Here is a 19,763-nt window from a genome sequence, read left to right on the forward strand (position 1 = left end):
GGCCGAGACGCAATCTCCTCCACACCGCAGCGGCATGACGGGCGGGCCCACTGGCTCGCCCGCAATGGACGTCGGCGATACCCGCTGGCGCCATTCCGGGAGCGAGCCACGAGGATTCCATCTATATCTCGCGAAGCCGAAGGCAAGCGGCGATAGCGAAGCCGAGCCGATGCTCCTATGGCAACGCGGGCCGAAGGCAACCCCGTGTGGCGATGCGTAGCGAGCCGGACAGGGCAATGCGTCATCGGGTAAGCGGTAATGACCGCACGCTAAACAACTCGACGCAACCACGCACGCCTGCGATTGGGGCTTGACTTCGGGGTCGAGGTGCTACCGTTTCGCGGATCGGACGGCTGCGAAGCATCCGTCCTTTTCCGCCCGACGCAGCGCCTCGAAAGGGCCCCGAAGTCAAGCCCCAATCGCGATCGTCGCGAAGCGGCGATGACGCAACCAAAGCCCGTCAGGCCACCCAAGCAACCACGCTGGAACGCAACCGCACAACCCCAGGAAACCCCAGTCAGCCCGTCAAAACATCACAGCATGATCGTTGGCGTCACCACGGTCCGCCCAGGCTCCCCGCGCGAGTCCACCAGGTGCACCAGAATCTGCGTGGTCCCGGTCGGCACGTCAGGCAGCACGAACCGCCCACCGTCGTCCGCCCGAGTCGTCGAAGACTTGTGATCGGCAACCCGGACCTCGACCGTGTGCTCCCCGGCCGGCACCAGCCAGCCGTCGATTCGATGTCGGGACCCGGTCGAGGTGAAGTTCACCATCAGCGTGAGGTTGTCGACGGTGAACGTGATCGTGCCGGTCTGGCCGCCGCGCACGCCCGCGAACGAGCCCGCTCGTTCCCACCGCGCGACTTCCACGTCGAGGGATTCCAGAGCGATCGCGAACTTGATCCGGTCCACCAGGTCGGTTGGGGGTGGGTCGAGCTCGTCGACCAGCCTGTTCAGTTCGGAGAGGACGGCGGTGTCCTCAAGGCCCCTGCGGTCGTCGCGCGGGTCGATCTCGTTCACCGCGATCCTCCTTCCGTCTCCAGGTAGTTGCGCAGCAGTGTCAGGCACCGTCCCCTGGTCGGACCGATGCTGCCGTGGGGCATGGCGAGTGCCTCGGCGACTGCTCGGTACTCGGCGCGACCCGCGAGCACGGTTAGCCGGAGCAGTTCCTGGCACCTCGTGGTGAGGCGGCCGAACGCGAGCCACAGCCTGCGGTCGCGGTCGTCCATCAGCGTCACGTCCTCGGGCAGGCCGGTGTCGGACTCGAGCTGTTCGGCGTATTCGTCGGACAGGTGCGTCTCACGCTTGTTGGGTGTCCAGGTTCGGCGTGCTTCACGCCTCGTTGTGACCACCAGGTAGCCGACCAGGGCTTTGGGCTCGTTGATGTTCTCGATGTTCTTCAAGAACGCGAGCCACACCGTTTGCACGACGTCTTCCGCCGCGGCTCGGTCCAGGCCCTGGCCGCGGGCCACGTGCCACAGCAGTGGGGTCAGCTCGGTCACCAGGACGTCCAGTGCGTCGCGGTTGCCTTCGCGCGCGGCTGCCACACACACCGCGTGCCGTTCGGTGCCTTCAAGTCCGTCCCACGGCGGACGGTCATCCGCCGTGTGCAGCTCGTCCACGCAGCACCTCCGATCGGCCGCCCTGTCAGCGCCGTCCGCCAACTCATGAAGGGCTAACTGGGCGGTAGATACAAAATTCACTCGAATGGAGCAGTATGCCGCCGCAGTCGACCTCATCTTCCTCCGAGTACGCCAGCGGCCCGTGATTCCCCCTCCGGATCACGGGCCGCCAGTAGTGGGAGCTTGCGCCAGCCGGCACCCCTCGAACCGGCTGACGCTCACTCCACGCCTGAACAATGCGTTACTCAGTAGGAGCGGAACTGAGGCGAGCAGATACATCTCGGACGCACGAATCGATTGCCTCGTTCCCGGCAAAAGCTATGGTCTAGACCATGCCGATTCTCGAAGTGATCGCACTGAACGCGAAGGACGCCGTGGCTGCTCAGGAGGGTGGCGCGCACCGCCTGGAACTCGTCGCGGACATGGCCTCGGACGGGCTCACGCCGTCGATCGCCACCTTCAAAGAGGTGCGGAAGGCCGTCGACATCCCGATCCGCGTGATGCTCAGGGACGCCAATGGCTTCGCGCCCGGCAACCTCAAGCAGCTGCGCCGGCAGGCGTGGGAGCTGCGGGAGGCGGGCGCGACCGAGTTCGTGCTCGGCTTCCTCGACGCCGAAAACGAGATCGACGAGGGCGTCACGCTCAACCTCGTCGCCGAGCTGGAGGGCTGCGGGTGGACGTTCCACCGCGCGCTCGACAACTCCAACGACGTCTTCCGCTCGTGGGCCACCGTGCAGACCCTCGGTTGCGACACCGTTCTCGCCGCCGGCAGCGCCAAGGGCGTCGCAGACGGCATGGAGAACCTGAAGAAGCTCGTCGGTCAGGCGCCGCCCGCGTTGCTCGTCGGTGGCGGCCTCCAGCAGCACCACGTCGCAGAACTGCTGGCAGCGGGCGTGACGGGCTTCCACGTCGGCAGCGCGGTCCGGCCTGGAGGGTGGGACGAGCCGGTCGCCAGCGCATCAGTTCGGGAATGGGTCAGTCGTCTGGTCTAGACCCTTGCCCTGGACCGTTCTACAGTCACGTTGCTTCCTGTGAAATGGCCGTTGCAACATGTGCAATGCGGAGGGCGCGATGAGGCTGAAGACACTCGTGGCCGTGCTGGGCGTGGGCGCGGTGGTCGCCTGCGCACCGGTGCAGTCCGGACCGACGAACACCAGCACCGACGAGAAGACCGGACAGCTGCGGGTCTGGCTGTTCGACGAGGTCAACCGGGGGCCCAAGGAAGCCGTGGTGAAGGAGGCGATCACCGAGTTCCAGGGCAAGCACAGCGGCGTCACCGTCGACGTGCAGTACATCCAGGTGTCCAGCCGGGCGGAGCGTTTCAAAGCCGCCTTCAGTGACCCGAAGAGCGCGCCGGACGTCGCCGAGTTCGGCAACACCGACCTCGCGGGTTACGTCTCCGCGGGCGGGTTCTCCGAGCTCGACCTCAGCAGTTGGAGCGAGTCCAAGGACCTGGTTCCGACGATCCTGGACACGGCCAAGGTCGACGGCAAGACGTACGGCGTGCCGTGGTTCGTCGGCGTCCGCGCGCTCTACTACCGCACCGACGTCTTCACCGAGCTCGGCCTCAAGCCGCCTACGACGCTCGACGAGATCGCACCGCTGGCCCGCCAGATCAGGCAGCGCAAGCCCGAGCTGATCGGCATCTCCGCCGGCGGCAAGTACCTGTTCGCCGCGCTGCCGTTCATCTGGGCGCAGGGGGGCGACCTCGCCAAGCAGGACGGCGGCAAGTTCACCGCCGCGATCGACAGCGCCGAGGCCAAGGCCGGTGTCACCAAGTACACCGAGCTGATCAAGGACGACATCTGCCCGCCGGCCACCTGCGCGGGCAACGGCGGTGACGCGAGCGTCGAGCAGTTCCGCGCGGGCAAGGCCGCGATGACCATCGGCGGCGACTTCAACCGCAAGTCCGTCGACGCGTCGAGTGCGGCCGGCAAGTACGGCGTCGTGCCGCTGCCCGGCAAGACCGCGGGCTCGATCGCACCCGCGTTCGCCGGCGGCAACCTGCTCGGCGTCCTGAAGGGTACCCAGCGCAAGACGCTCTCGAACGAGTTCGTGCAGCTGCTCGCGTCGAAGAAGTACCAGCAGAAGATGTACACGGCGATGGGCAACCTGCCGACCTTCGCAGACGTGCAGAAGCAGGTCAGCGACTCCGACAAGTTCCTGGAGCCGTTCACGAAGACGCTGCAGTCCGGCACGAAGTTCGTTCCCGTCACGCCGGCGTGGGCGAAGATCGAGGCGCAGACCGTGGTGCCGACGATGATCCAGGAGGTCGTCACCGGCGCGAAGAACGTCGACACGGCCACCGCCGACGCCGCCAAAACGATGAACGCGGCCTTCGCATCGTGAGCATGACGGCCAAAGGTCAGGGGCGGACCGCGTTCGCCTACCTGACTCCAGCGCTGCTGGTCCTGGGCGGCCTGCTGGCCTACCCGATCTACCAGCTGGTGCTCATCTCGCTCTACGACTACGGCCAGGAGCAGGTGAGCGGTGGAGCGCCGCTCACCTTCCTGGGCCTCGGGAACTACCAGAACCTGTTGGGGAGCCAGCAGTTCTGGACGGTGCTCGGGCAGACCGTCGCGTTCGCGGCGGTCTGCGTGGTCGGCACGCTGCTTGTGGGCGCATTCCTCGCAATCCTGGCCACGCGCGTCCGGACCTGGGTGCGGATGACGTTGTTCCTGGCGGCGCTCGGCGCGTGGTCCACGCCCGCCGTCGCCGGCTCGACGATCTGGCTCTTCCTGTTCGACGCGAACTTCGGGTTCGTCAACGAGGTGCTCGGCATCCAGGGCTTCTCCTGGACGTTCGACAAGTGGACGGCGTTCGGACTCGTTGCGGCACAGGTGATCTGGTGCTCGTTCCCGTTCGTCATGGTGACGCTCTACGCGGGCATCAAGGCGATTCCGGGCGAGGTGCTGGAGGCGGCGGCACTGGACGGCGCATCGGCGTTCCGGACGGCCTGGAGCGTCACCCTGCCGTTGCTGCGGCCGATCATCCTCGTGGTGACGATCCAGTCGATCATCTGGGACTTCAAGGTGTTCACGCAGATCTACGTGATGACCAACGGTGGTGGCATCGCCGGGCGCAACCTCGTGCTCAACGTCTACGCCTACCAGCAGGCGTTCGCGGCGTCCGAGTACGGCCTGGGCGCGGCGATCGGGGTCGTGATGACCGTGCTGCTGCTGGCGATCACGTTGTTCTACCTGCGCGCACTGCGCCGGTCCGGGGAGGTCCTGTGAGGCGCTGGATCACCGAGGCGTTCGTCCTCGTCGTCGCCGCGGTCGTGGCGTTCCCGCTGTTCTGGATGGTGCTGAGTGCGTTCAAGCCGGAGGACGAGATCATCTCGGCCGACCCGGTGCCGTGGACGACCCGGCCCACGCTGGACAGCTTCACGCGGGCGCTGACCGTCGCGAACTTCGGGCGCTACTTCCTGAACAGCGTGGTCGTCGCGCTGATCGTGGTGGCGCTCAGCATTCTCATCTCGTTCCTGGCCGCCACGGCGCTGACCCGGTTCCGGTTCCGCTGTCGGACGACGTTGCTGATCATGTTGCTGGTCGTGCAGATGGTGCCGGTCGAGGCGTTGACCGTGCCGCTGTTCTTCCTGATGCGGTCGGTGGGCGACAGCGTGCCGGCGTTCGGCCTGAACCACCTCGGCTCGCTCGTGCTGGTGCACCTGGCGTTCAGCCTGCCGTTCGCGATCTGGATGCTGCGCGGGTTCGTCGCGGCGGTGCCGGTGGAGCTGGAGGAGGCCGCCACCCTCGACGGCGCCTCGCGGTTCCGGTTCCTCTGGCAGGTGCTGTTCCCGCTCGTCGCGCCCGGCCTGGTGGCGACGTCGGTGCTGTCGTTCATCCACGCCTGGAACGACTTCCTGTTCGCCAAGACGTTCATCATCTCGGCCGTGGAGAACCAGACCCTGCCGCTGGCTCTCCAGGTGTTCGTCAAACCCGACCAGAACGATTGGGGCGCGATCATGGCGGGCTCCACCCTGATGACCATCCCCGTGCTCATCTTCTTCATGCTCGTGCAGCGCCGCCTGGTGTCCGGACTGGCCGGGGCGGTGAAGGGATGAACCTCCTCCCGCGCCCCGTGTCCTATGTGGACGGCGGAAAACTCTGTGCCTACCAGGGCTGGGAGACGGTGCTCGTCGACGGCCCGCCCGGTGGCTATCGGCTGCTCTCGTCCGACGACGGCGTGCTGATCGAGGCGCACGACGCGGCCGGCGAGATGAACGCGCTGCAGACCCTGCGGCAGCTGCTCGGTCCGCAGGCGTTCCGCGTCGCGGGGGACAGACCGGCGGTCATCCCCGCCTGCGAGATCGTCGACCACCCGCGGTTCGAGTGGCGGGGCGTGATGCTCGACGTGGCACGGCACTTCCTGCCCAAGCGCGAGGTGCTGCGGTGGGTCGAGCTGCTGTCCGCGCACAAGCTCAACGTCCTGCACCTGCACCTGACCGACGACCAGGGCTGGCGCTTCGAGTCCAAGCGCTACCCGAAGCTCACCGAGATCGGGTCGTGGCGGGAGGACTCGCGGTTCGGCGACCGGCGCTCGGCGGGCATGAAAGGCCGTCCGCACGGCGGTTTCTACACCCAGGACGACCTGCGGGAGATCGTCGAGTACGCGCGGCAGCGGCACATCGCGGTGGTCCCGGAGATCGACATCCCCGGCCACTCGCAGGCGGCCATCGCGGCGTACCCGGAGCTCGGTGTGCACGGCGGCGGAGTCTGGACGGACTGGGGTATCAACGAACGCGTGCTGAACACGGCAGAGTCCACTGCGGACTTCTACCGGAACGTGTTCGACGAGCTGATGGACGTGTTCCCCGGCGAGGTCATCGGGCTCGGCGGCGACGAGGCGCCCGGCCACGAGGGCGAACTGGTCCGCGCGATCGCCGAGCACGTCTTGCGCGCCGGGCGACGGCCGTACGGGTGGGACGAGGTCATGGAGTCGGGCCCACTCCCGGCGGGCACGATCGTCGCGTCGTGGCGCGGTGTCGCCGGCGGCGTCACGGCGTTGCGCGAGGGCCACGACGTGGTGATGTGCCCCGAGGAGTTCGTGTACCTGGACTACCGGCAGTCGGAGTCGCCGGACGAGCCGATTCCGGTGGGCACGGTGACCACGCTGGAGAAGATCTACGGGTGGGAACCGGTGCCCGCTGGGCTCACCGGCGAAGAACCCGGCCGGTTGCTGGGGGCGCAGGCGAACATCTGGACCGAGCACCTCGACTCGGCCCGGCGGGTGGACTACGCGGCGTTCCCGAGGCTGGCCGCGTTCGCCGAGGTCGTGTGGTCCCCGGCGGAGAAGGATCCGAACTTCGTGCAACGGCTCGAGGAACACCATCTGCCCAGGCTCGACGCCTTGGGGGTGGAGTACCGGCCCCTCACTGGTCCCCACCCCTGGCAACGACTACCTGGGATTCCTGGTTTGCCACGGTGATCACGCCCTGGTCTACACGGCAGCGTCTTCCTCGGGCATGAGGATCCAGGCGGCGACGTAGAGGATCGCGCCGGTGCCGAACCCGAGCAGCGTCGCCGCCACCAGGATGATCCGCAGGATCGCGGCGTCCACCCCGATCATCTTGGCCACGCCGCCGCAGACACCGGCGATCATCTTGTCGCTCCGGCTGCGGCGGAGCTTCTTGACCTGGTCAGTGGCTTCGTTGAGCACGTTGTTCGTCATGGCTCAAGGTTCGCCGAAACGCAGCCCCGCCACATCGGTGACCACCCGGAACCCGACCCTGATTCCGGGCCGGATCCTCAGGGCCCAGAGATGTCTCAGTCGAGGCAGAACTCGTTGCCCTCGACGTCCTGCATGTTGAGGCACGACTCGTTGACGCCGTCGGCGAGCAGCAGCTGCCCGCGCACCGCGCCGAGCGGCAGCAGCCGAGCGCACTCGGCTTCTAGCGCGTCGAGGCGCTCCTGGCCCACCAGCCCGGTGCCGACCCGCACGTCGAGGTGCACCCGGTTCTTGACGATCTTGCCCTCGGGCACGCGCTGGAAGAACAGCCGCGGCCCCACCCCGGACGGATCGCTGGCCGCGTACCACGAGTCGTCGTCGTGGTCGGCCGGACCGACGTACCCCAGCACCTCGCACCAGAACTTGCCGACGCGCACCGGTTCCGCGCAGTCGAAGGTGACCTGGACCTGTTTCACTGACCCCATGCACTCACCCTAAAGGGCCTAATCTGACGTCATGGAGTCCCCTGAGGAACTGGCGTCAGGGCTCGACCGCGCGGGATATCTGCCGGACGGCGGCATCGCCACGGCGGCGTTCCTCGCGGTCGCGATGGGCCGGCCGCTGTTCCTCGAAGGCGAACCGGGCACCGGCAAGACCTCGCTCGCACTGGCGTTGGCCAAGTCGATGGACGTCCCGCTGATCCGCCTCCAGTGCCACGAGGGCATCGACGCCACGCAGGCGCTGTACGACTGGGACTACCCGCGCCAGCTCATGCACCTGCGGGTCCTCGAAACCCGGGGCGAGGTCGACGAGGCCTCCCTCTACACGCGACGGTTCCTGCTGGCCAGGCCGTTGCTGCAGGCGTTGGAGAGCGCACCGTGCGTGCTGCTCGTGGACGAGATCGACCGGGCGGACGACGAGTTCGAGGCGTTCCTGCTCGAAGTGCTCTCGGAGAACGCGGTCAGCATCCCGGAGTTCGGCGAGATCAGGGCCTCCACGCCGCCGCTCACCGTGCTGACCTCGAACCGGACCCGCGAGGTGCACGACGCGTTGAAGCGCCGCTGCCTCTACCACTGGCTGGAGCACCCGTCACTGGAGCGGGAGGTCGCGATCCTCCGCCGCACCCTGCCCGGCCTGGACGAACGGCTCGCGCAGCAGGTCGCGGAGGCCGTGCGGAAGATGCGCGGGCTCGACCTGATGAAGCCGCCCGGTGTGGCCGAGTCGCTCGACTGGGCGCGTGCACTCCAGGCGCTGGGACGGACCGAACCGGACGCGTCGACGCTCGGTGCCGTGCTGAAGTACCGCGAGGACGCGGATCGCGTCATCGGGAGCACAATCGTGGGGTGACCGAAGCCTGCGTGGGGTTCACGCGCGTCCTGCGGGGCGCGGGACTCCAGTGCGGGCCCGATCGCGTCCAGGCGTACCTGCAGGCCACCGCGCACGTCGACCTCTACTGGGCCGGGCGCCTCACGCTCTGCGCCGACCCGGACGACCTGCCGCGCTACGACGCCGCGTACCGGGCGTACTTCGGCGGCACGCCACCACGTCCGCGCACGACGATCGAGCTCGACTCGGTCACCGTCGGCGTCGCGGCCTCCGACGTGGAGGTGCTGCGCCACAAGGACATCTCCGAGTTCAACGCGGCACCGTTGCTGGCCCGCTTGAAGCCACTCCCGCCACGCCGACGGTCGCGCAGGCTCCGCAAGGCCCGCCGTGGCCGCATGGACCTGGCCAGAACCGTCCGCGCGATGATCGAGATCGGCGGGGAGATCGCCCTGCCACGGCACCGCAGGCGAGGCGTGAAGGCTCGCAGACTGGTGCTGCTGATCGACGTCTCCGGCTCGATGGCCGCCTACTCCGACGCGCTGCTGCGGTTCGCGCACGTCATCGCGCACGCCATGCCCGTCGAGGTGCGCACGATCGGCACCCGGCTCACCCGCGTGACCAGGCAGCTCAAGGAACGCGACCCGGAACGTGCGTTGCGGGCCGCCGGCCGGGCCATCCCGGACTACGAGGGCGGCACGCGGCTAGGTGAGGCGCTGCGGCGGTTCAACCAGCAGTGGCGGCAACGAGGTGCGGTGGTCGTGCTGTTCAGCGACGGCTGGGAGCGGGGCGACCCAACCCTGCTGGCGGCCGAGATGGCGAGGCTGAGACGGGTGAGTCACCAGGTCATCTGGGCCAACCCGCACGCGGGCAAGTCCGGCTACCGGCCGGTCCAGCAGGGCGTGCTGGCCGCGCTCCCGCACGTCGACCGGATGGTCGCCGGCCACAGCGTGCACGCCTTGGAAGAGCTGCTGAAGGAAGTGCGCAATGCGTGATGTCCTGTTCGACCTCGCGGATCGGGTGGCGAACGGCGAGACCGTCGGCGTCGGCACCGTCGTCGCGACCTTCAGTTCAGCGCCGCGGCCGGCGGGTGCGGCGATGCTCGTGACGCAGGACGGCGAGGCGGTCGGCAGCGTCTCCGGCGGGTGCGTCGAGGGCGCTGTCTACGACCTCGCGCAGTCCACCGACGAGCCGGTTCTCCAGCGGTACGGGGTGAGCGACGACGACGCGTTCGCGGTCGGGCTGACCTGCGGCGGAATCATCGACATCTACGTCGAGAAGATCGACGCCGACTCGTTTTCGCAGCTCAGCGAGGTAGTTGAGACTGTGCGGGCCGAGCAGCCGGTGGCCGTCGCGACCGTGATCGAGCACCCGGACGGCATCGGCCGGCGGATGGTCATCTGGCCGGACCGTCGAGCTGGCAGCCTCGGGTCTGCGCGGATCGACGACGCCGTCACCGACGACGCGCGCGGCATGCTGGCGTCCGGACGCAGCGGAGTGCTGGCGTACGGCCCGGACGGCCAGCGCCGTGGTGAGGGCATGAGCGTCTTCGTGAACTCGTTCGAGCCGCCGCCGCGCATGCTGGTGTTCGGTGCGATCGACTTCGCCGCCGCGATGGCTCGGCTCGGCGCGTTCCTGGGCTACCGCGTGACGGTCTGCGACGCGCGGCCGGTTTTCGCCACCCGCAGCCGTTTTCCGGAGGCGGACGAGGTCGTCGTGGCCTGGCCACACCGGTACCTGGAGGCTGAAGCGTCCAAATTGGATGAACGCACGGTGATCGCGGTGCTCACGCACGACCCGAAGTTCGACGTGCCGCTGCTGGAGGTCGCGTTGCGGCTCAAGGTCGGCTACGTCGGGGCGATGGGGTCCCGCCGTACGCACGAAGATCGGTTGCAACGGTTGCGGGAAGCGGGTTTGACCGAGAGCGAGCTCGCACAGCTGGCGTCGCCGATCGGCCTGGATCTGGGTGCCAGGACACCGGAGGAGACCGCGGTGTCGATCGCCGCCGAGATCATTTCCTTGCGGTGGAACGGATCCGGCCGGCGCCTGGTCGATCTTGGTGAATCGATCCACCACTGATCGTGTTGTTGAACCTGGGAACGGGGAGGAGGCTGAGGTGACCCTCGTCACCAATGGCCCACCACCCCCTGGGAGGGTTGATGAAGATCTCGGTCAACGTCGACGGAGTGACTTACGCCGACGAGGTCGAGGCCCGCCTCCTGCTCGTCCACTACCTGCGGGAGCGTTTGGGCAAGACCGGCACCGTCGTCGGCTGCGACACCGGCAACTGCGGGGCCTGCACGGTGCACCTCGACGGTCACAGCATCAAGTCGTGCCAGATGTTCGCCGTGCAGGCGAACGGGCACGAGGTCACCACGATCGAAGGCCTCGCCCGCGACGGCAAGCTGCACCCGGTGCAGGAGGCGTTCCGCAACAACCACGCGCTGCAGTGCGGTTTCTGCACCCCCGGCATGATCATGCAGGCGATCGACCTGCTCGCCGACGAGTCGGATCCCGACGACGAGACCGTGCGGAAGGGCCTGGAGGGCAACCTCTGCCGCTGCACGGGCTACCAGAACATCGTTCGTGCGGTCCAGGACGCCGCTCAGCGGATGAAGCCGGGCGCCGGTCCGAAGATCGAACAGCACAGCGATGAACATGTCACCGCGCAACAACCGGTAGGTGGCGAATGACCGCCACCGCCGAGCCGGAAGTCGGCAAGGCCCGGCTCCGCAAGGAAGACGCCCGGCTGATCACCGGCCAGACCACGTGGACCGACAACATCCAGCTGACCGGCATGCTGCACATGGCCGTGCTGCGCAGTCCCGTCGCACACGCCCGCATCCGCCACATCGACTGCAGCCGCGCGACCGCGATGCCCGGCGTCGCGATCGTCCTCACCGGTGAGGACCTGGCCGCCGAGCAGGGTTCGCTGCCGTGTGCGTGGCCGATCACGGAGGACATGAAGGCACCGGCCGCGCCCGCGCTGGCCGTGGACCAGGTCAACTTCGCCGGTGAGGCCGTCGCTCTGGTGATCGCCGACAACGCGTATCGCGCGGCGGACGCGCTGGCCGCGATCGACGTCGACTACGACGAGCTGCCGGTCGTGCTCGACCTGGAAGAAGCCCTCCAGGACCAGGATCTCGTACATCCCGATCTCGGCACGAACAAGTGCGCGACCTGGGTGCTCGACTCGGCGGAAGCCGGCAGCGGCACCAACGTCGAGGACGAGATCGCGTCCGCCGAGGTCGTGCTGGAGCGGACGTTCCGGCAGCAGCGGCTGATCCCGTCGTTCATGGAACCGCGTTCGGTCGTCGTCGACCCGAGCGCCGGCATGTTCACGGTCTGGTCGGCAACGCAGATCCCGCACATCCTGCGCTGGATGCTCTCGGCCGTCACGGGCATCGCCGAGCACAAGATCCGCGTCATCGCGCCGGACGTCGGCGGCGGGTTCGGCGGCAAGCTCCAGGTCACGCCGGAGGAGCTGCTCTGCCTGCTGGTCGCGCGGCGGATGGGCCGTCCGGTGAAGTGGACCGAGTCGCGCACCGAGTCGATGCTGTCCGCGCACCACGGCCGCGACCAGATCCAGAAGATCACCCTGTCCGCCCGCCGCGACGGCACGGTGACCGGCCTGAAGGTCGAGCTGCTCGCCGACATGGGCGCGTACCTGCGGCTGGTCACGCCGGGCATCCCGATCCTGGGCGCGTTCATGTTCAACGCGATCTACAAGTTCGCGGCCTACCGGTTCGTGTGCACCAACGTGTTCACGAACAAGGTGCCCACGGACGCCTATCGCGGTGCCGGACGGCCCGAGGCGACGTTCGCGATCGAGCGGATGATGGACGAGCTCGCGGTCGAGCTGGACATGGACCCGATGCGGGTCCGCGAGTTGAACTGGATCAAGCACGAGGAGTTCCCGTTCACCACGGTCGCCGGGATGACCTACGACTCCGGCAACTACGAGGCCGCGACGGCCCGTGCGATGGAGCTGTTCGACTACGAGGCGCTGCGCGAGGAACAGCAACGGCGTCGTTCTTCTCGTGACCCGGTGCAGATCGGCATCGGAATTTCCACCTACACCGAGATGTGCGGCCTCGCACCGTCCCGCGTGCTGGGCGCTTTGCGTTATGCCGCAGGCGGTTGGGAGTCCGCGTCGATCCGCATGCTGCCCACCGGCAAGGTCGAGGTGATCACCGGGACCTCGCCGCACGGGCAGGGCCACGAGACGGTGTGGTCGCAGATCGTCGCCGACCGACTGGGTGTGCCGTTCGAGGACGTCGAGGTGCTGCACGGCGACACGGCCTCGTCGCACCGGGGCATGGACTCCTACGGCTCGCGTTCGCTGGCGGTAGGTGGCACCGCGCTGGTGCACGCGGCGGACAAGGTGCTCGCGAAGGCACGGCGGCTGGCCGCGCACATGATGGAGTGCGACGAGGCGGACGTGGAGTTCGCCACCGGTTCGTTCTCCGTCCGCGGCACTTCCACGGTGCGCACTCTGGGCGACGTCGTGCTGGCCGCGCACGTGGCGCACGACCTGCCGGAGGGCATGGAACCCGGCATGGACGCCGACGCCACGTTCGACCCGGACAACTTCTCGTTCCCGCACGGAACCCATTTGTGCGCAACGGAAGTCGACACGCAGACCGGCATGGTCCGGATCCGGTCGTACGTCGCCGTGGACGACGTCGGCACGGTGGTCAACCCGTTGATCGTCGACGGTCAGGTGCACGGCGGGCTGGCTCAGGGCATCGCGCAGGCGTTGTACGAAGAGGCCATCCACGACGAGATGGGCACGCTGACGACGGCCACGTTCGCGGACTACCTGGTGCCTTCCGCAGCCGATCTGCCCGCGTTCATGACCGCTCGCACCTCGACGCCGGCGACGTCCAACCCGTTGGGCGTCAAGGGAGTCGGCGAAGCGGGCACGATCGCGTCGACGCCCGCGGTGGTGAACGGCGTGCTGGACGCCGTGCGGCATCTGGGCGTGCGGGACATCGAGATGCCGTTGTCGCCTGAACGCGTCTGGACGGCGTTGCAGGGTGGCGCGGCGGATGCGTCCACACCTGCCGCGGGTGGGCTCGGTTCCATCGATGCGCAGGGAGGTCAGTCGTGATCCCGGCGGAGTTCAAGTACCTGTGTCCGTCCAGTGTGGACGAAGCCGTGCGGATGCTCATTCAGGAAGGTGAGGACGCCAAGATCATCGCGGGCGGGCAGTCGCTCGTGCCGGTGCTGCGGATGCGGCTGGCCGCGCCGACGGCGTTGATCGACATCGGTGGGCTGACCGAGCTGACGGGCGTGCGCGACGACGGCGACTCGTTGCTCATCGGTGCCATGACCACGCACTACGAGGTGCAGCGCGACCACCTGATCCAGGACCACGCGATGCTGTTGAAGCTGGTCACGGACACGGTGGCCGATCCGCAGGTCCGGCACCGCGGCACGTTCGGCGGCTCGCTGTGCCACGCGGACCCGGCGGGCGACCTGCTGGCGCCGGCGCTCGCGCTGGACGCCGTGATGATCATCGCCGGGCCTTCCGGGCGGCGTGAGGTGCCCGCGTCGGAGTTCTTCGTCGACTACTTCGAGACCGCGCTGGCTCCCGACGAGATCCTGATCGACGTCCGGGTGCCGAAGTACACCGGTTGGGGCGCGCACTACGAGAAGCTCAACCGGGTCGCGCAGGCGTGGTCGATCGTCGCGGTCGCGGCGGCCGTGCAGGTTCGCGGCGGCACGATCGCGGCTGCTCGGGTCGGTCTGACCAATGTCGGTGCAGGTCCGGTGCGTGCCACTGACGTCGAGGCCGCTCTCGTGGGCCAGCCCGCCACGGCCGAGTCGATCTCGTCGGCGGCTCTGCGGGCGTCGTCCGGTGACAGCTACAAGGACAACCTGGCTCGGGTGCTGACCGACCGGGCCCTGATGGCGGCGGTAGCGGGATGAAGCTGACGCACTCGTTCACCGCGCCTGCCCCGGCCGAGGAGGTCTGGGAGGCGCTGCTCGACCCGGAACGCGTGGCGCCCTGCCTGCCCGGCGCCACGCTGACCTCGGTCGACGGCAAGACGTTCAACGGGGAGGTGAAGGTCAAGCTCGGTCCGGTGCAGCTGCTCTACCGGGGCAGCGGCGAGTTCGTGGAGATCGACCCGGTGCTGCGTCGCGCGGTGCTGAAAGCGTCGGGCAAGGACACCCGCGGCAACGGCACGGCGTCCGCTGTTGTCACGTTCCAAGTGGGCGACAGCGTCGAGGTCGAGACGGATCTGAGCGTGACGGGCCGTCCGGCGCAACTCGGTCGCGGCCTGATCGCCGAGGTCAGCGGCAAGCTCGTCGACCAGTTCGCGGAATGCCTGGCGAGCACGCTGGGTTCCGTGGATGCTGACGAGGTGGCGCAACAGCAGCATCTCCGAGTGGTCCCCGACGAGCCGATCGACCTGATCGACACGGCAGGCGTTCCGGTGTTGAAGCGCGTGCTACCCATCGCGGCCGCAGCAGTGGCCGTCGTGCTGTTCGTAATCCTGCGACGCAGGCGGACACGCTGAAGCGTGTGGTCCGGTGGCCGGCTTTACTGCTGGTCACCGGCCTCGCGCTGGCCGCGTGCACGGGCTCACCGGTGGTCATCACCTCCGCGCCCGTCACGCCTCCCACCACCACTTCTTCTGGCCCGCCCCCGCCGCGTTCGTTCACGCTGACCGCGGGCGGCGACATCCTGATCCACCCGGCGCTGACCGAGCAGGCCGTCGCCGACGGCGGCGAGGCAGGACGCAACTTCCAGCCGCTGTTCGCGGGCGTCAAGGACACCCTGAAGGCCGATCTTTCGCTGTGCCACCTCGAGGTGCCGCTGGGCAAGAAGGAGGGCCCGTTCTTCGGCTACCCGTCCTTCCTCGCCCCGCCCGAGGTGGCGAAAGGCCTGGTGGACGTCGGTTACGACTCCTGCTCGACCGCCTCGAACCACACGCTGGACCGCGGTGTCTCGGCGATCCAGACGACGTTGGACGCGATGGACGCCGTCGGCCTGAAGCACACCGGCTCGTTCCGCACGCCGGAGGAGTCCGCTGCGCCGCTGATCCTCGACGCGGGCGGGGTGAAGGTCGCGCAGCTCTCGTTCACGTACGGCTTCAACGGCATCCCGCTGCCCCAGCCGTGGCGCGCGAACCAGATCAACCCGGCCAAGATCCTCGCCGACGCCCGCAAGGCCCGTGAGGCCGGCGCCGAGGTCGTCGTGCTGTCCGTGCAGTGGGGCGCCGAGTACCAGCACGCCGCCACCGAGGACCAGAAGGCCCTGGCCCGCCAGCTGCTGGCCGACCCGGCCCTCGACCTGATCATCGGCACGCACGTGCACGTGGTGCAGCCGTTCGAGAAGATCGGCAAGAAGTGGGTCGCGTACGGGCTGGGCAACGAGGTGGCCCGGCACGCCGAACCGCGTGGCGTGACCGAGGAAGGCGTGATCGCGCGGTTCAAGTTCGAGCAGGGGCCGGAGGGGTGGTCCGTGGTCGAGGCGTCCTACACGCCGACCCTGGTCGAGCTGGGGCCGCCGATCCGGCTGGTGGACCTGACTCGGGTGCCCGCGAACGACCGGCGGACCGAGGCGATCAACCGGACCGAGGGCGTGGTGTTCAGCCTGGGGGCGAACGGGCAGGGGCTCTCGCGGTCTAAGCCCTGATCTTCTTCAGGACCCGGTGGTACCTGTTGCTCCAGGCTTCGTCGCTGGTCGCGAACTCCGCGATGCGGTCAGGAGCCGGTGCGTTGACGGGCACCGGCAGGTAGCCGTTGCTCGGTGTGAGCGAGTTGCTCGTGACGTCGCCGTCGAGGAGCTGCAGCGTGGCGAGCCCGCACGCGTAGTCGAGTTGCGGAAGTGCGGCCGCCAGCGCGATGCCGGCCGCCATGCCCACTGACGTCTCCAGCGCCGACGACACCACGCACGGCAGCCCGCACGCCTCGGCCACTTCGAGGGCTTTCCGCACTCCGCCGAGCGGCGCCACCTTGATCACCGCGATGTCCGCCGCGCCCGCCACGGCCACCTTCAGCGGGTCGTCGGCCTTGCGGATCGACTCGTCCGCGGCGATCGGCACGTTGACGCGTTTGCGGACTTCCGCGAGCTCTTCCAGCGTGCGGCACGGTTGTTCCACGTACTGGAGGCCTGCTGCGGCCCGGTCCATGGCCTTGATCGCTCTTGTGGCCGTGTCGACGTCCCACATCATGTTCGCGTCGATCCGCACGAAGCCTTGTGGCCCCAGCGCGTCCCGGACCGCTTCGAGCCGCGCGCAGTCCTCTGCGAGCGTGGACTCGGCGACCTTCACCTTGGCGGTCTGGCAGCCCGACTTGGCGACGATCTCGTGCGCTTTATCCGGGCTGACGACCGGCACCGTGCAGTTGACCGGGATGCGGTCGCGGACCGGTGCCGGCCAACCTTCGTGCGCGGCTTCCAGCGCACACGCGAGCCAGGGCACGGCTTCTTCGTCGTCGTACTCCTCGAACGGGCAGAACTCGCCCCACCCGGCCGGACCTTCGATCAACAGGCCGGTGCGTTCGGTGATGCCGCGGAACCGGACGCGCATCGGGATGGAGTAGGCGAGCACGCCCGCGATTCAAGCGCACTTGAGGAGTTCGAGCGAATGGCCGCCACCTCGCAGGTTGACCGTGCCGGCGGCCTGGATGCCGAGCAACGTGCAGACGATCTGCTGGACCGCGGCCCTGCTGAGCAGCGAGACGTCGGTGGAGATGCTGACCTCGAGGCCGTTGGCCACGCGCTCGACGGTGGCGGGCGCGGCGTCGAACGGGACCTCGGTGGTGAGGCCGCGGTTCAGCTCAGGCACGTTGGGACCTTGGGCCAGCAGGGCGACGACGTCGAACCCGCTCAGGCTGCCCTGGGGGCGGTTGACCGGGACGACCCTGCTCTCGGACACCCAGTAGAGCGCGGGGGAGGTGTTCTCGACCGGGCCGCTCGGGGCTTCCAGGCCGGGGATGGGTTCGGTCGGCCGGATTCCGCATCCGGTGACGAGGAGGAGAACGACCACAAGCTGACGCAAGGGTCCCCTCCAGGGGGGCCCCCTGAATCCATTATCCCAGCCGGCACCGACAGTTTTGGGCCTCACGACGTGCCTCCCAGCGGCAACCGAAGCGTGAACAACGCGCCTCCACCCGGTCGGTTCGCCGCGATCAAGGTCCCTCCGTGCAGCCGGGCGTTCTCCCAGGCGATCGCCAGCCCGAGCCCCGACCCCTCCGACCGTCCGCGAGCCGAGTCGGCTTTGTAGAACCGCGCGAACACGTGCGGCAACACGTCCGCAGGCAGCCCGGGCCCCGAGTCCGCCACCTCGATCACCAAGGAAGACTCCACAACCGACAGCGACACGGTCACCGGCGCAGCCCCGTGCCGCAACGCGTTCCCCACCAGGTTCGCCACGATCACGTCCAACCGCCGCGGATCCAGCCGCGCCCGCACCCCGGACGGCAACGAAGCCGACACCTCGAACCCGCGCATCTGCAGCGTCCGCGACACCACCTCGGCCACGTCGACGTCGTCCAGCGCCAACGCAGCCGTCCCCGAGTCGAACCGCGTGACCTCGATCAGGTCGTTGACCAGCCGCGTGAGGTTCAGCGTCTCCCGGTTCACCAACCGGGCGGCCTGCCCGGCGACTCCGGGCAACGAACCCGTCTCCGCGTCCAGCACGTCGGTCACCGCGGTCATCGCGGCCAACGGCGTCCGCAGCTCGTGCGACACATCAGCCACGAACCGCCGCGCGTCGGCTTCCATCCGCCGCAGCTCGCCGACGTGGTGTTCCAGCGCGGCAGCCGTGCTGTTGAACGTCGTGGCCACCTCGGCCAGCTCGTCCCTGCCCCGCACCGGCACCCGCGCGGCGAGGTCGCCCTGCCCGAGCTGGATGGCGGCCATCCGCAGGTCCCGGACGGGCCGCAGCACCCCGCGTGCCGCGAAGAACCCCATCCCCAGGGCCAGCAGCAGCCCGGCGCCGCCGATCAGCAACGCGTTGCGCTCGAGCTCGCCGACGACCTCGATCTCGGAGGTGAACGGCCGCAGCACGTACACCTCGATGCCGGTAGCGCCGCCGCCGGAATCCCGCACCTGCATGCCTACGACGAGCCACACCGCGCCCACATACGGCACCCGCTGCCAGCCCACGCGTCCGGACGACACCAGGGCCCGCAGTTCAGGAGTGATCACCGAAGCGGGCATCGAGCCCGCCGACAGACCCCGCGCCTGCGCGAGGGCTGACCCCTCACGTCCGGAGACCTTGCCGGCGATGCGCTCCAGGAACGCGGTATCCGGCTGCCGGACAGGCAACGGGTACAGCTGCTCGACGCGGTTGGTCGTCTCGATGACGGCGTTGTCCTGGGCCCGTTGCACGATCGCGTCCCGCGCCCGCACGTAGCCGGCGCCGGACACCGCGACGGCGGTCACGACGCTCAGGAAGGCGAAGGCGAGCAGCAACCGCAGACGCAGCGTCACAGCGGCCCGAACCGGTAGCCGAAGCCCCGCACGGTCTGGACGTACACCGGAGCCGCCGGGTCGTCCTCGATCTTCGAACGCAGCCGCTGCACGCACGCGTCGACCAGCCGCGAGTCGCCGAGGTAGCCCTGGTCCCACACGGACTCCAGCAGCTGCTGCCGCGACATCACGCGGCCGGGCGAGCCAGAGAGCTCCAGCAGCAACCGCAGTTCGGTGGGCGCCAGCGACACCGGCCGCCCGAGCCGCGTCACGACGAGCCCGTCGCGGTCGATCGTCAGGTCGCCGTGGCGTTCGGCCACGACCTCGGGCGTCGCGACGGACGACCGCCGCAGCACCGCCCGGATCCGCGCCTCCAGCACGCGGGCCTGCGCGGGTTTGGCGACGTAGTCGTCGGCGCCCGCTTCGAGACCCGCGACCACGTCGATGTCGTCGTTGCGCGCGGTCAGCATGATGATCGGGAGGTCACCGGACGCGCGGATCCGCCGGCACACCTCGAACCCGTCCACGCCCGGCAGCATCAGGTCCAGCACGACCACGTCCGGCGCGACGCTCATCAGCAGTTCGAGGCCCTCCTCGCCCGTGCGCACCGCGTCCACGGTGTGTCCCTGGTAGGTCAGGGCGAGCGACAGTCCCTCTCGGACCGCCTCGTCGTCCTCGATCAGCAGTACGCGCGGCATGACCTCCAGCCTTCCGGACGGG

At 68.7% G+C, this 19,763-nt stretch carries 21 protein-coding genes; 13 read left to right on the forward strand and 8 right to left on the reverse strand.

The window, feature by feature from the left end:
- Positions 1 to 533: 533 nt before the first annotated feature.
- Both DI276_RS31495 and DI276_RS31500 read right to left on the reverse strand, forming a co-directional pair.
- A complete protein-coding gene (locus DI276_RS31495) occupies positions 534 to 1,010 on the reverse strand; it encodes a carboxypeptidase regulatory-like domain-containing protein (protein ID WP_408610605.1) in 477 nt (158 codons plus the stop codon).
- A gap of 5 nt (positions 1,011 to 1,015) precedes the next feature.
- Positions 1,016 to 1,621 carry an RNA polymerase sigma factor gene (locus tag DI276_RS31500; RefSeq protein WP_109631551.1) on the reverse strand — a complete coding sequence of 202 codons (606 nt, stop codon included), beginning with the start codon at positions 1,619 to 1,621 and terminating at the stop codon, positions 1,016 to 1,018.
- A gap of 332 nt (positions 1,622 to 1,953) precedes the next feature.
- On the opposite strand from DI276_RS31500, the gene DI276_RS31505 reads away from it, so the two are divergent.
- From DI276_RS31505 to DI276_RS31525, 5 genes are all read left to right on the forward strand, one after another.
- The gene (locus tag DI276_RS31505; RefSeq protein WP_112270120.1) at positions 1,954 to 2,613 is read left to right on the forward strand and encodes a copper homeostasis protein CutC; all 660 of its coding nucleotides are present in this window, start codon (positions 1,954 to 1,956) and stop codon (positions 2,611 to 2,613) included.
- 79 nt (positions 2,614 to 2,692) lie between these two features.
- Positions 2,693 to 3,970: an extracellular solute-binding protein gene (locus tag DI276_RS31510; RefSeq protein WP_112270122.1), complete on the forward strand. Its 1,278-nt coding sequence runs from the start codon at positions 2,693 to 2,695 to the stop codon at positions 3,968 to 3,970.
- 2 nt (positions 3,971 to 3,972) lie between these two features.
- Positions 3,973 to 4,857: a carbohydrate ABC transporter permease gene (locus DI276_RS31515; RefSeq protein WP_112270124.1), complete on the forward strand. Its 885-nt coding sequence runs from the start codon at positions 3,973 to 3,975 to the stop codon at positions 4,855 to 4,857.
- On the forward strand, positions 4,854 to 5,687 hold the full coding sequence (locus tag DI276_RS31520) for a carbohydrate ABC transporter permease (RefSeq protein ID WP_232837054.1): 834 nt from the start codon (positions 4,854 to 4,856) through the stop codon (positions 5,685 to 5,687). The genes DI276_RS31515 and DI276_RS31520 overlap by 4 nt, the downstream gene beginning before the upstream one ends.
- Complete coding sequence (locus DI276_RS31525; protein ID WP_112270126.1) at positions 5,684 to 7,051, forward strand: beta-N-acetylhexosaminidase; 1,368 nt, start codon at positions 5,684 to 5,686, stop codon at positions 7,049 to 7,051. Before DI276_RS31520 ends, DI276_RS31525 begins: the two co-directional genes overlap by 4 nt.
- 12 nt (positions 7,052 to 7,063) lie before the next feature.
- Here the strand turns inward: DI276_RS31525 and DI276_RS31530 are convergent, their stop codons facing one another.
- Positions 7,064 to 7,294, reverse strand: coding sequence for a PspC domain-containing protein (locus DI276_RS31530; RefSeq protein WP_112270128.1), 231 nt, complete (start codon positions 7,292 to 7,294; stop codon positions 7,064 to 7,066).
- A gap of 95 nt (positions 7,295 to 7,389) precedes the next feature.
- Positions 7,390 to 7,776, reverse strand: coding sequence for a VOC family protein (locus tag DI276_RS31535; protein WP_112270130.1), 387 nt, complete (start codon positions 7,774 to 7,776; stop codon positions 7,390 to 7,392).
- Positions 7,777 to 7,807: 31 nt separating this feature from the next.
- On the opposite strand from DI276_RS31535, the gene DI276_RS31540 reads away from it, so the two are divergent.
- From DI276_RS31540 to DI276_RS31575, 8 genes are all read left to right on the forward strand, one after another.
- On the forward strand, positions 7,808 to 8,638 hold the full coding sequence (locus DI276_RS31540; protein WP_112270142.1) for an AAA family ATPase: 831 nt from the start codon (positions 7,808 to 7,810) through the stop codon (positions 8,636 to 8,638).
- Complete coding sequence (locus DI276_RS31545; RefSeq protein WP_112270144.1) at positions 8,635 to 9,609, forward strand: vWA domain-containing protein; 975 nt, start codon at positions 8,635 to 8,637, stop codon at positions 9,607 to 9,609. The genes DI276_RS31540 and DI276_RS31545 overlap by 4 nt, the downstream gene beginning before the upstream one ends.
- Positions 9,602 to 10,693, forward strand: a complete 1,092-nt coding sequence (locus DI276_RS31550) for an XdhC family protein (RefSeq protein WP_112270146.1) — start codon at positions 9,602 to 9,604, stop codon at positions 10,691 to 10,693. Before DI276_RS31545 ends, DI276_RS31550 begins: the two co-directional genes overlap by 8 nt.
- 80 nt (positions 10,694 to 10,773) lie before the next feature.
- On the forward strand, positions 10,774 to 11,307 hold the full coding sequence (locus DI276_RS31555) for a (2Fe-2S)-binding protein (RefSeq protein ID WP_112271337.1): 534 nt from the start codon (positions 10,774 to 10,776) through the stop codon (positions 11,305 to 11,307).
- The gene (locus DI276_RS31560; RefSeq protein WP_112270148.1) at positions 11,304 to 13,727 is read left to right on the forward strand and encodes a xanthine dehydrogenase family protein molybdopterin-binding subunit; all 2,424 of its coding nucleotides are present in this window, start codon (positions 11,304 to 11,306) and stop codon (positions 13,725 to 13,727) included. Before DI276_RS31555 ends, DI276_RS31560 begins: the two co-directional genes overlap by 4 nt.
- Complete coding sequence (locus DI276_RS31565) at positions 13,724 to 14,548, forward strand: FAD binding domain-containing protein (RefSeq protein ID WP_112270150.1); 825 nt, start codon at positions 13,724 to 13,726, stop codon at positions 14,546 to 14,548. Before DI276_RS31560 ends, DI276_RS31565 begins: the two co-directional genes overlap by 4 nt.
- A complete protein-coding gene (locus DI276_RS31570) occupies positions 14,545 to 15,141 on the forward strand; it encodes an SRPBCC family protein (RefSeq protein WP_112270152.1) in 597 nt (198 codons plus the stop codon). Before DI276_RS31565 ends, DI276_RS31570 begins: the two co-directional genes overlap by 4 nt.
- 5 nt (positions 15,142 to 15,146) lie before the next feature.
- Positions 15,147 to 16,262: a CapA family protein gene (locus tag DI276_RS31575; RefSeq protein WP_112270154.1), complete on the forward strand. Its 1,116-nt coding sequence runs from the start codon at positions 15,147 to 15,149 to the stop codon at positions 16,260 to 16,262.
- Here DI276_RS31575 and DI276_RS31580 read toward each other — a convergent pair.
- From DI276_RS31580 to DI276_RS31595, 4 genes are all read right to left on the reverse strand, one after another.
- A complete protein-coding gene (locus DI276_RS31580) occupies positions 16,252 to 17,178 on the reverse strand; it encodes an o-succinylbenzoate synthase (RefSeq protein WP_112270156.1) in 927 nt (308 codons plus the stop codon). The two genes, DI276_RS31575 and DI276_RS31580, sit on opposite strands and share 11 nt — an antisense overlap.
- Positions 17,179 to 17,187: 9 nt before the next feature.
- A complete protein-coding gene (locus DI276_RS31585; RefSeq protein WP_112270158.1) occupies positions 17,188 to 17,616 on the reverse strand; it encodes a GerMN domain-containing protein in 429 nt (142 codons plus the stop codon).
- Between the two features lie 74 nt (positions 17,617 to 17,690).
- Positions 17,691 to 19,064 (reverse strand): sensor histidine kinase, encoded by a 1,374-nt coding sequence (locus DI276_RS31590; protein ID WP_112270168.1) that lies wholly within the window; start codon positions 19,062 to 19,064, stop codon positions 17,691 to 17,693.
- Positions 19,061 to 19,741 (reverse strand): response regulator transcription factor, encoded by a 681-nt coding sequence (locus DI276_RS31595; protein ID WP_112270170.1) that lies wholly within the window; start codon positions 19,739 to 19,741, stop codon positions 19,061 to 19,063. Before DI276_RS31595 ends, DI276_RS31590 begins: the two co-directional genes overlap by 4 nt.
- Positions 19,742 to 19,763 lie beyond the last annotated feature (22 nt).

Source organism: Lentzea terrae, assembly GCF_003265345.1.
Lineage (GTDB): Bacteria > Actinomycetota > Actinomycetes > Mycobacteriales > Pseudonocardiaceae > Lentzea > Lentzea terrae.

Bases quoted from the DNA above. Each gene is read 5' to 3' on its own strand.
- DI276_RS31505 (WP_112270120.1), top strand. From the start codon at position 1,954: ATGCCGATTCTCGAAGTGATCGCACTGAACGCGAAGGACGCCGTGGCT.
- DI276_RS31510 (WP_112270122.1), top strand. From the start codon at position 2,693: ATGAGGCTGAAGACACTCGTGGCCGTGCTGGGCGTGGGCGCGGTGGTC.
- DI276_RS31515 (WP_112270124.1), top strand. From the start codon at position 3,973: ATGACGGCCAAAGGTCAGGGGCGGACCGCGTTCGCCTACCTGACTCCA.
- DI276_RS31525 (WP_112270126.1), top strand. From the start codon at position 5,684: ATGAACCTCCTCCCGCGCCCCGTGTCCTATGTGGACGGCGGAAAACTC.
- DI276_RS31530 (WP_112270128.1), bottom strand. From the start codon at position 7,294: ATGACGAACAACGTGCTCAACGAAGCCACTGACCAGGTCAAGAAGCTC.
- DI276_RS31535 (WP_112270130.1), bottom strand. From the start codon at position 7,776: ATGGGGTCAGTGAAACAGGTCCAGGTCACCTTCGACTGCGCGGAACCG.
- DI276_RS31540 (WP_112270142.1), top strand. From the start codon at position 7,808: ATGGAGTCCCCTGAGGAACTGGCGTCAGGGCTCGACCGCGCGGGATAT.
- DI276_RS31550 (WP_112270146.1), top strand. From the start codon at position 9,602: ATGCGTGATGTCCTGTTCGACCTCGCGGATCGGGTGGCGAACGGCGAG.
- DI276_RS31555 (WP_112271337.1), top strand. From the start codon at position 10,774: ATGAAGATCTCGGTCAACGTCGACGGAGTGACTTACGCCGACGAGGTC.
- DI276_RS31560 (WP_112270148.1), top strand. From the start codon at position 11,304: ATGACCGCCACCGCCGAGCCGGAAGTCGGCAAGGCCCGGCTCCGCAAG.
- DI276_RS31570 (WP_112270152.1), top strand. From the start codon at position 14,545: ATGAAGCTGACGCACTCGTTCACCGCGCCTGCCCCGGCCGAGGAGGTC.
- DI276_RS31595 (WP_112270170.1), bottom strand. From the start codon at position 19,741: ATGCCGCGCGTACTGCTGATCGAGGACGACGAGGCGGTCCGAGAGGGA.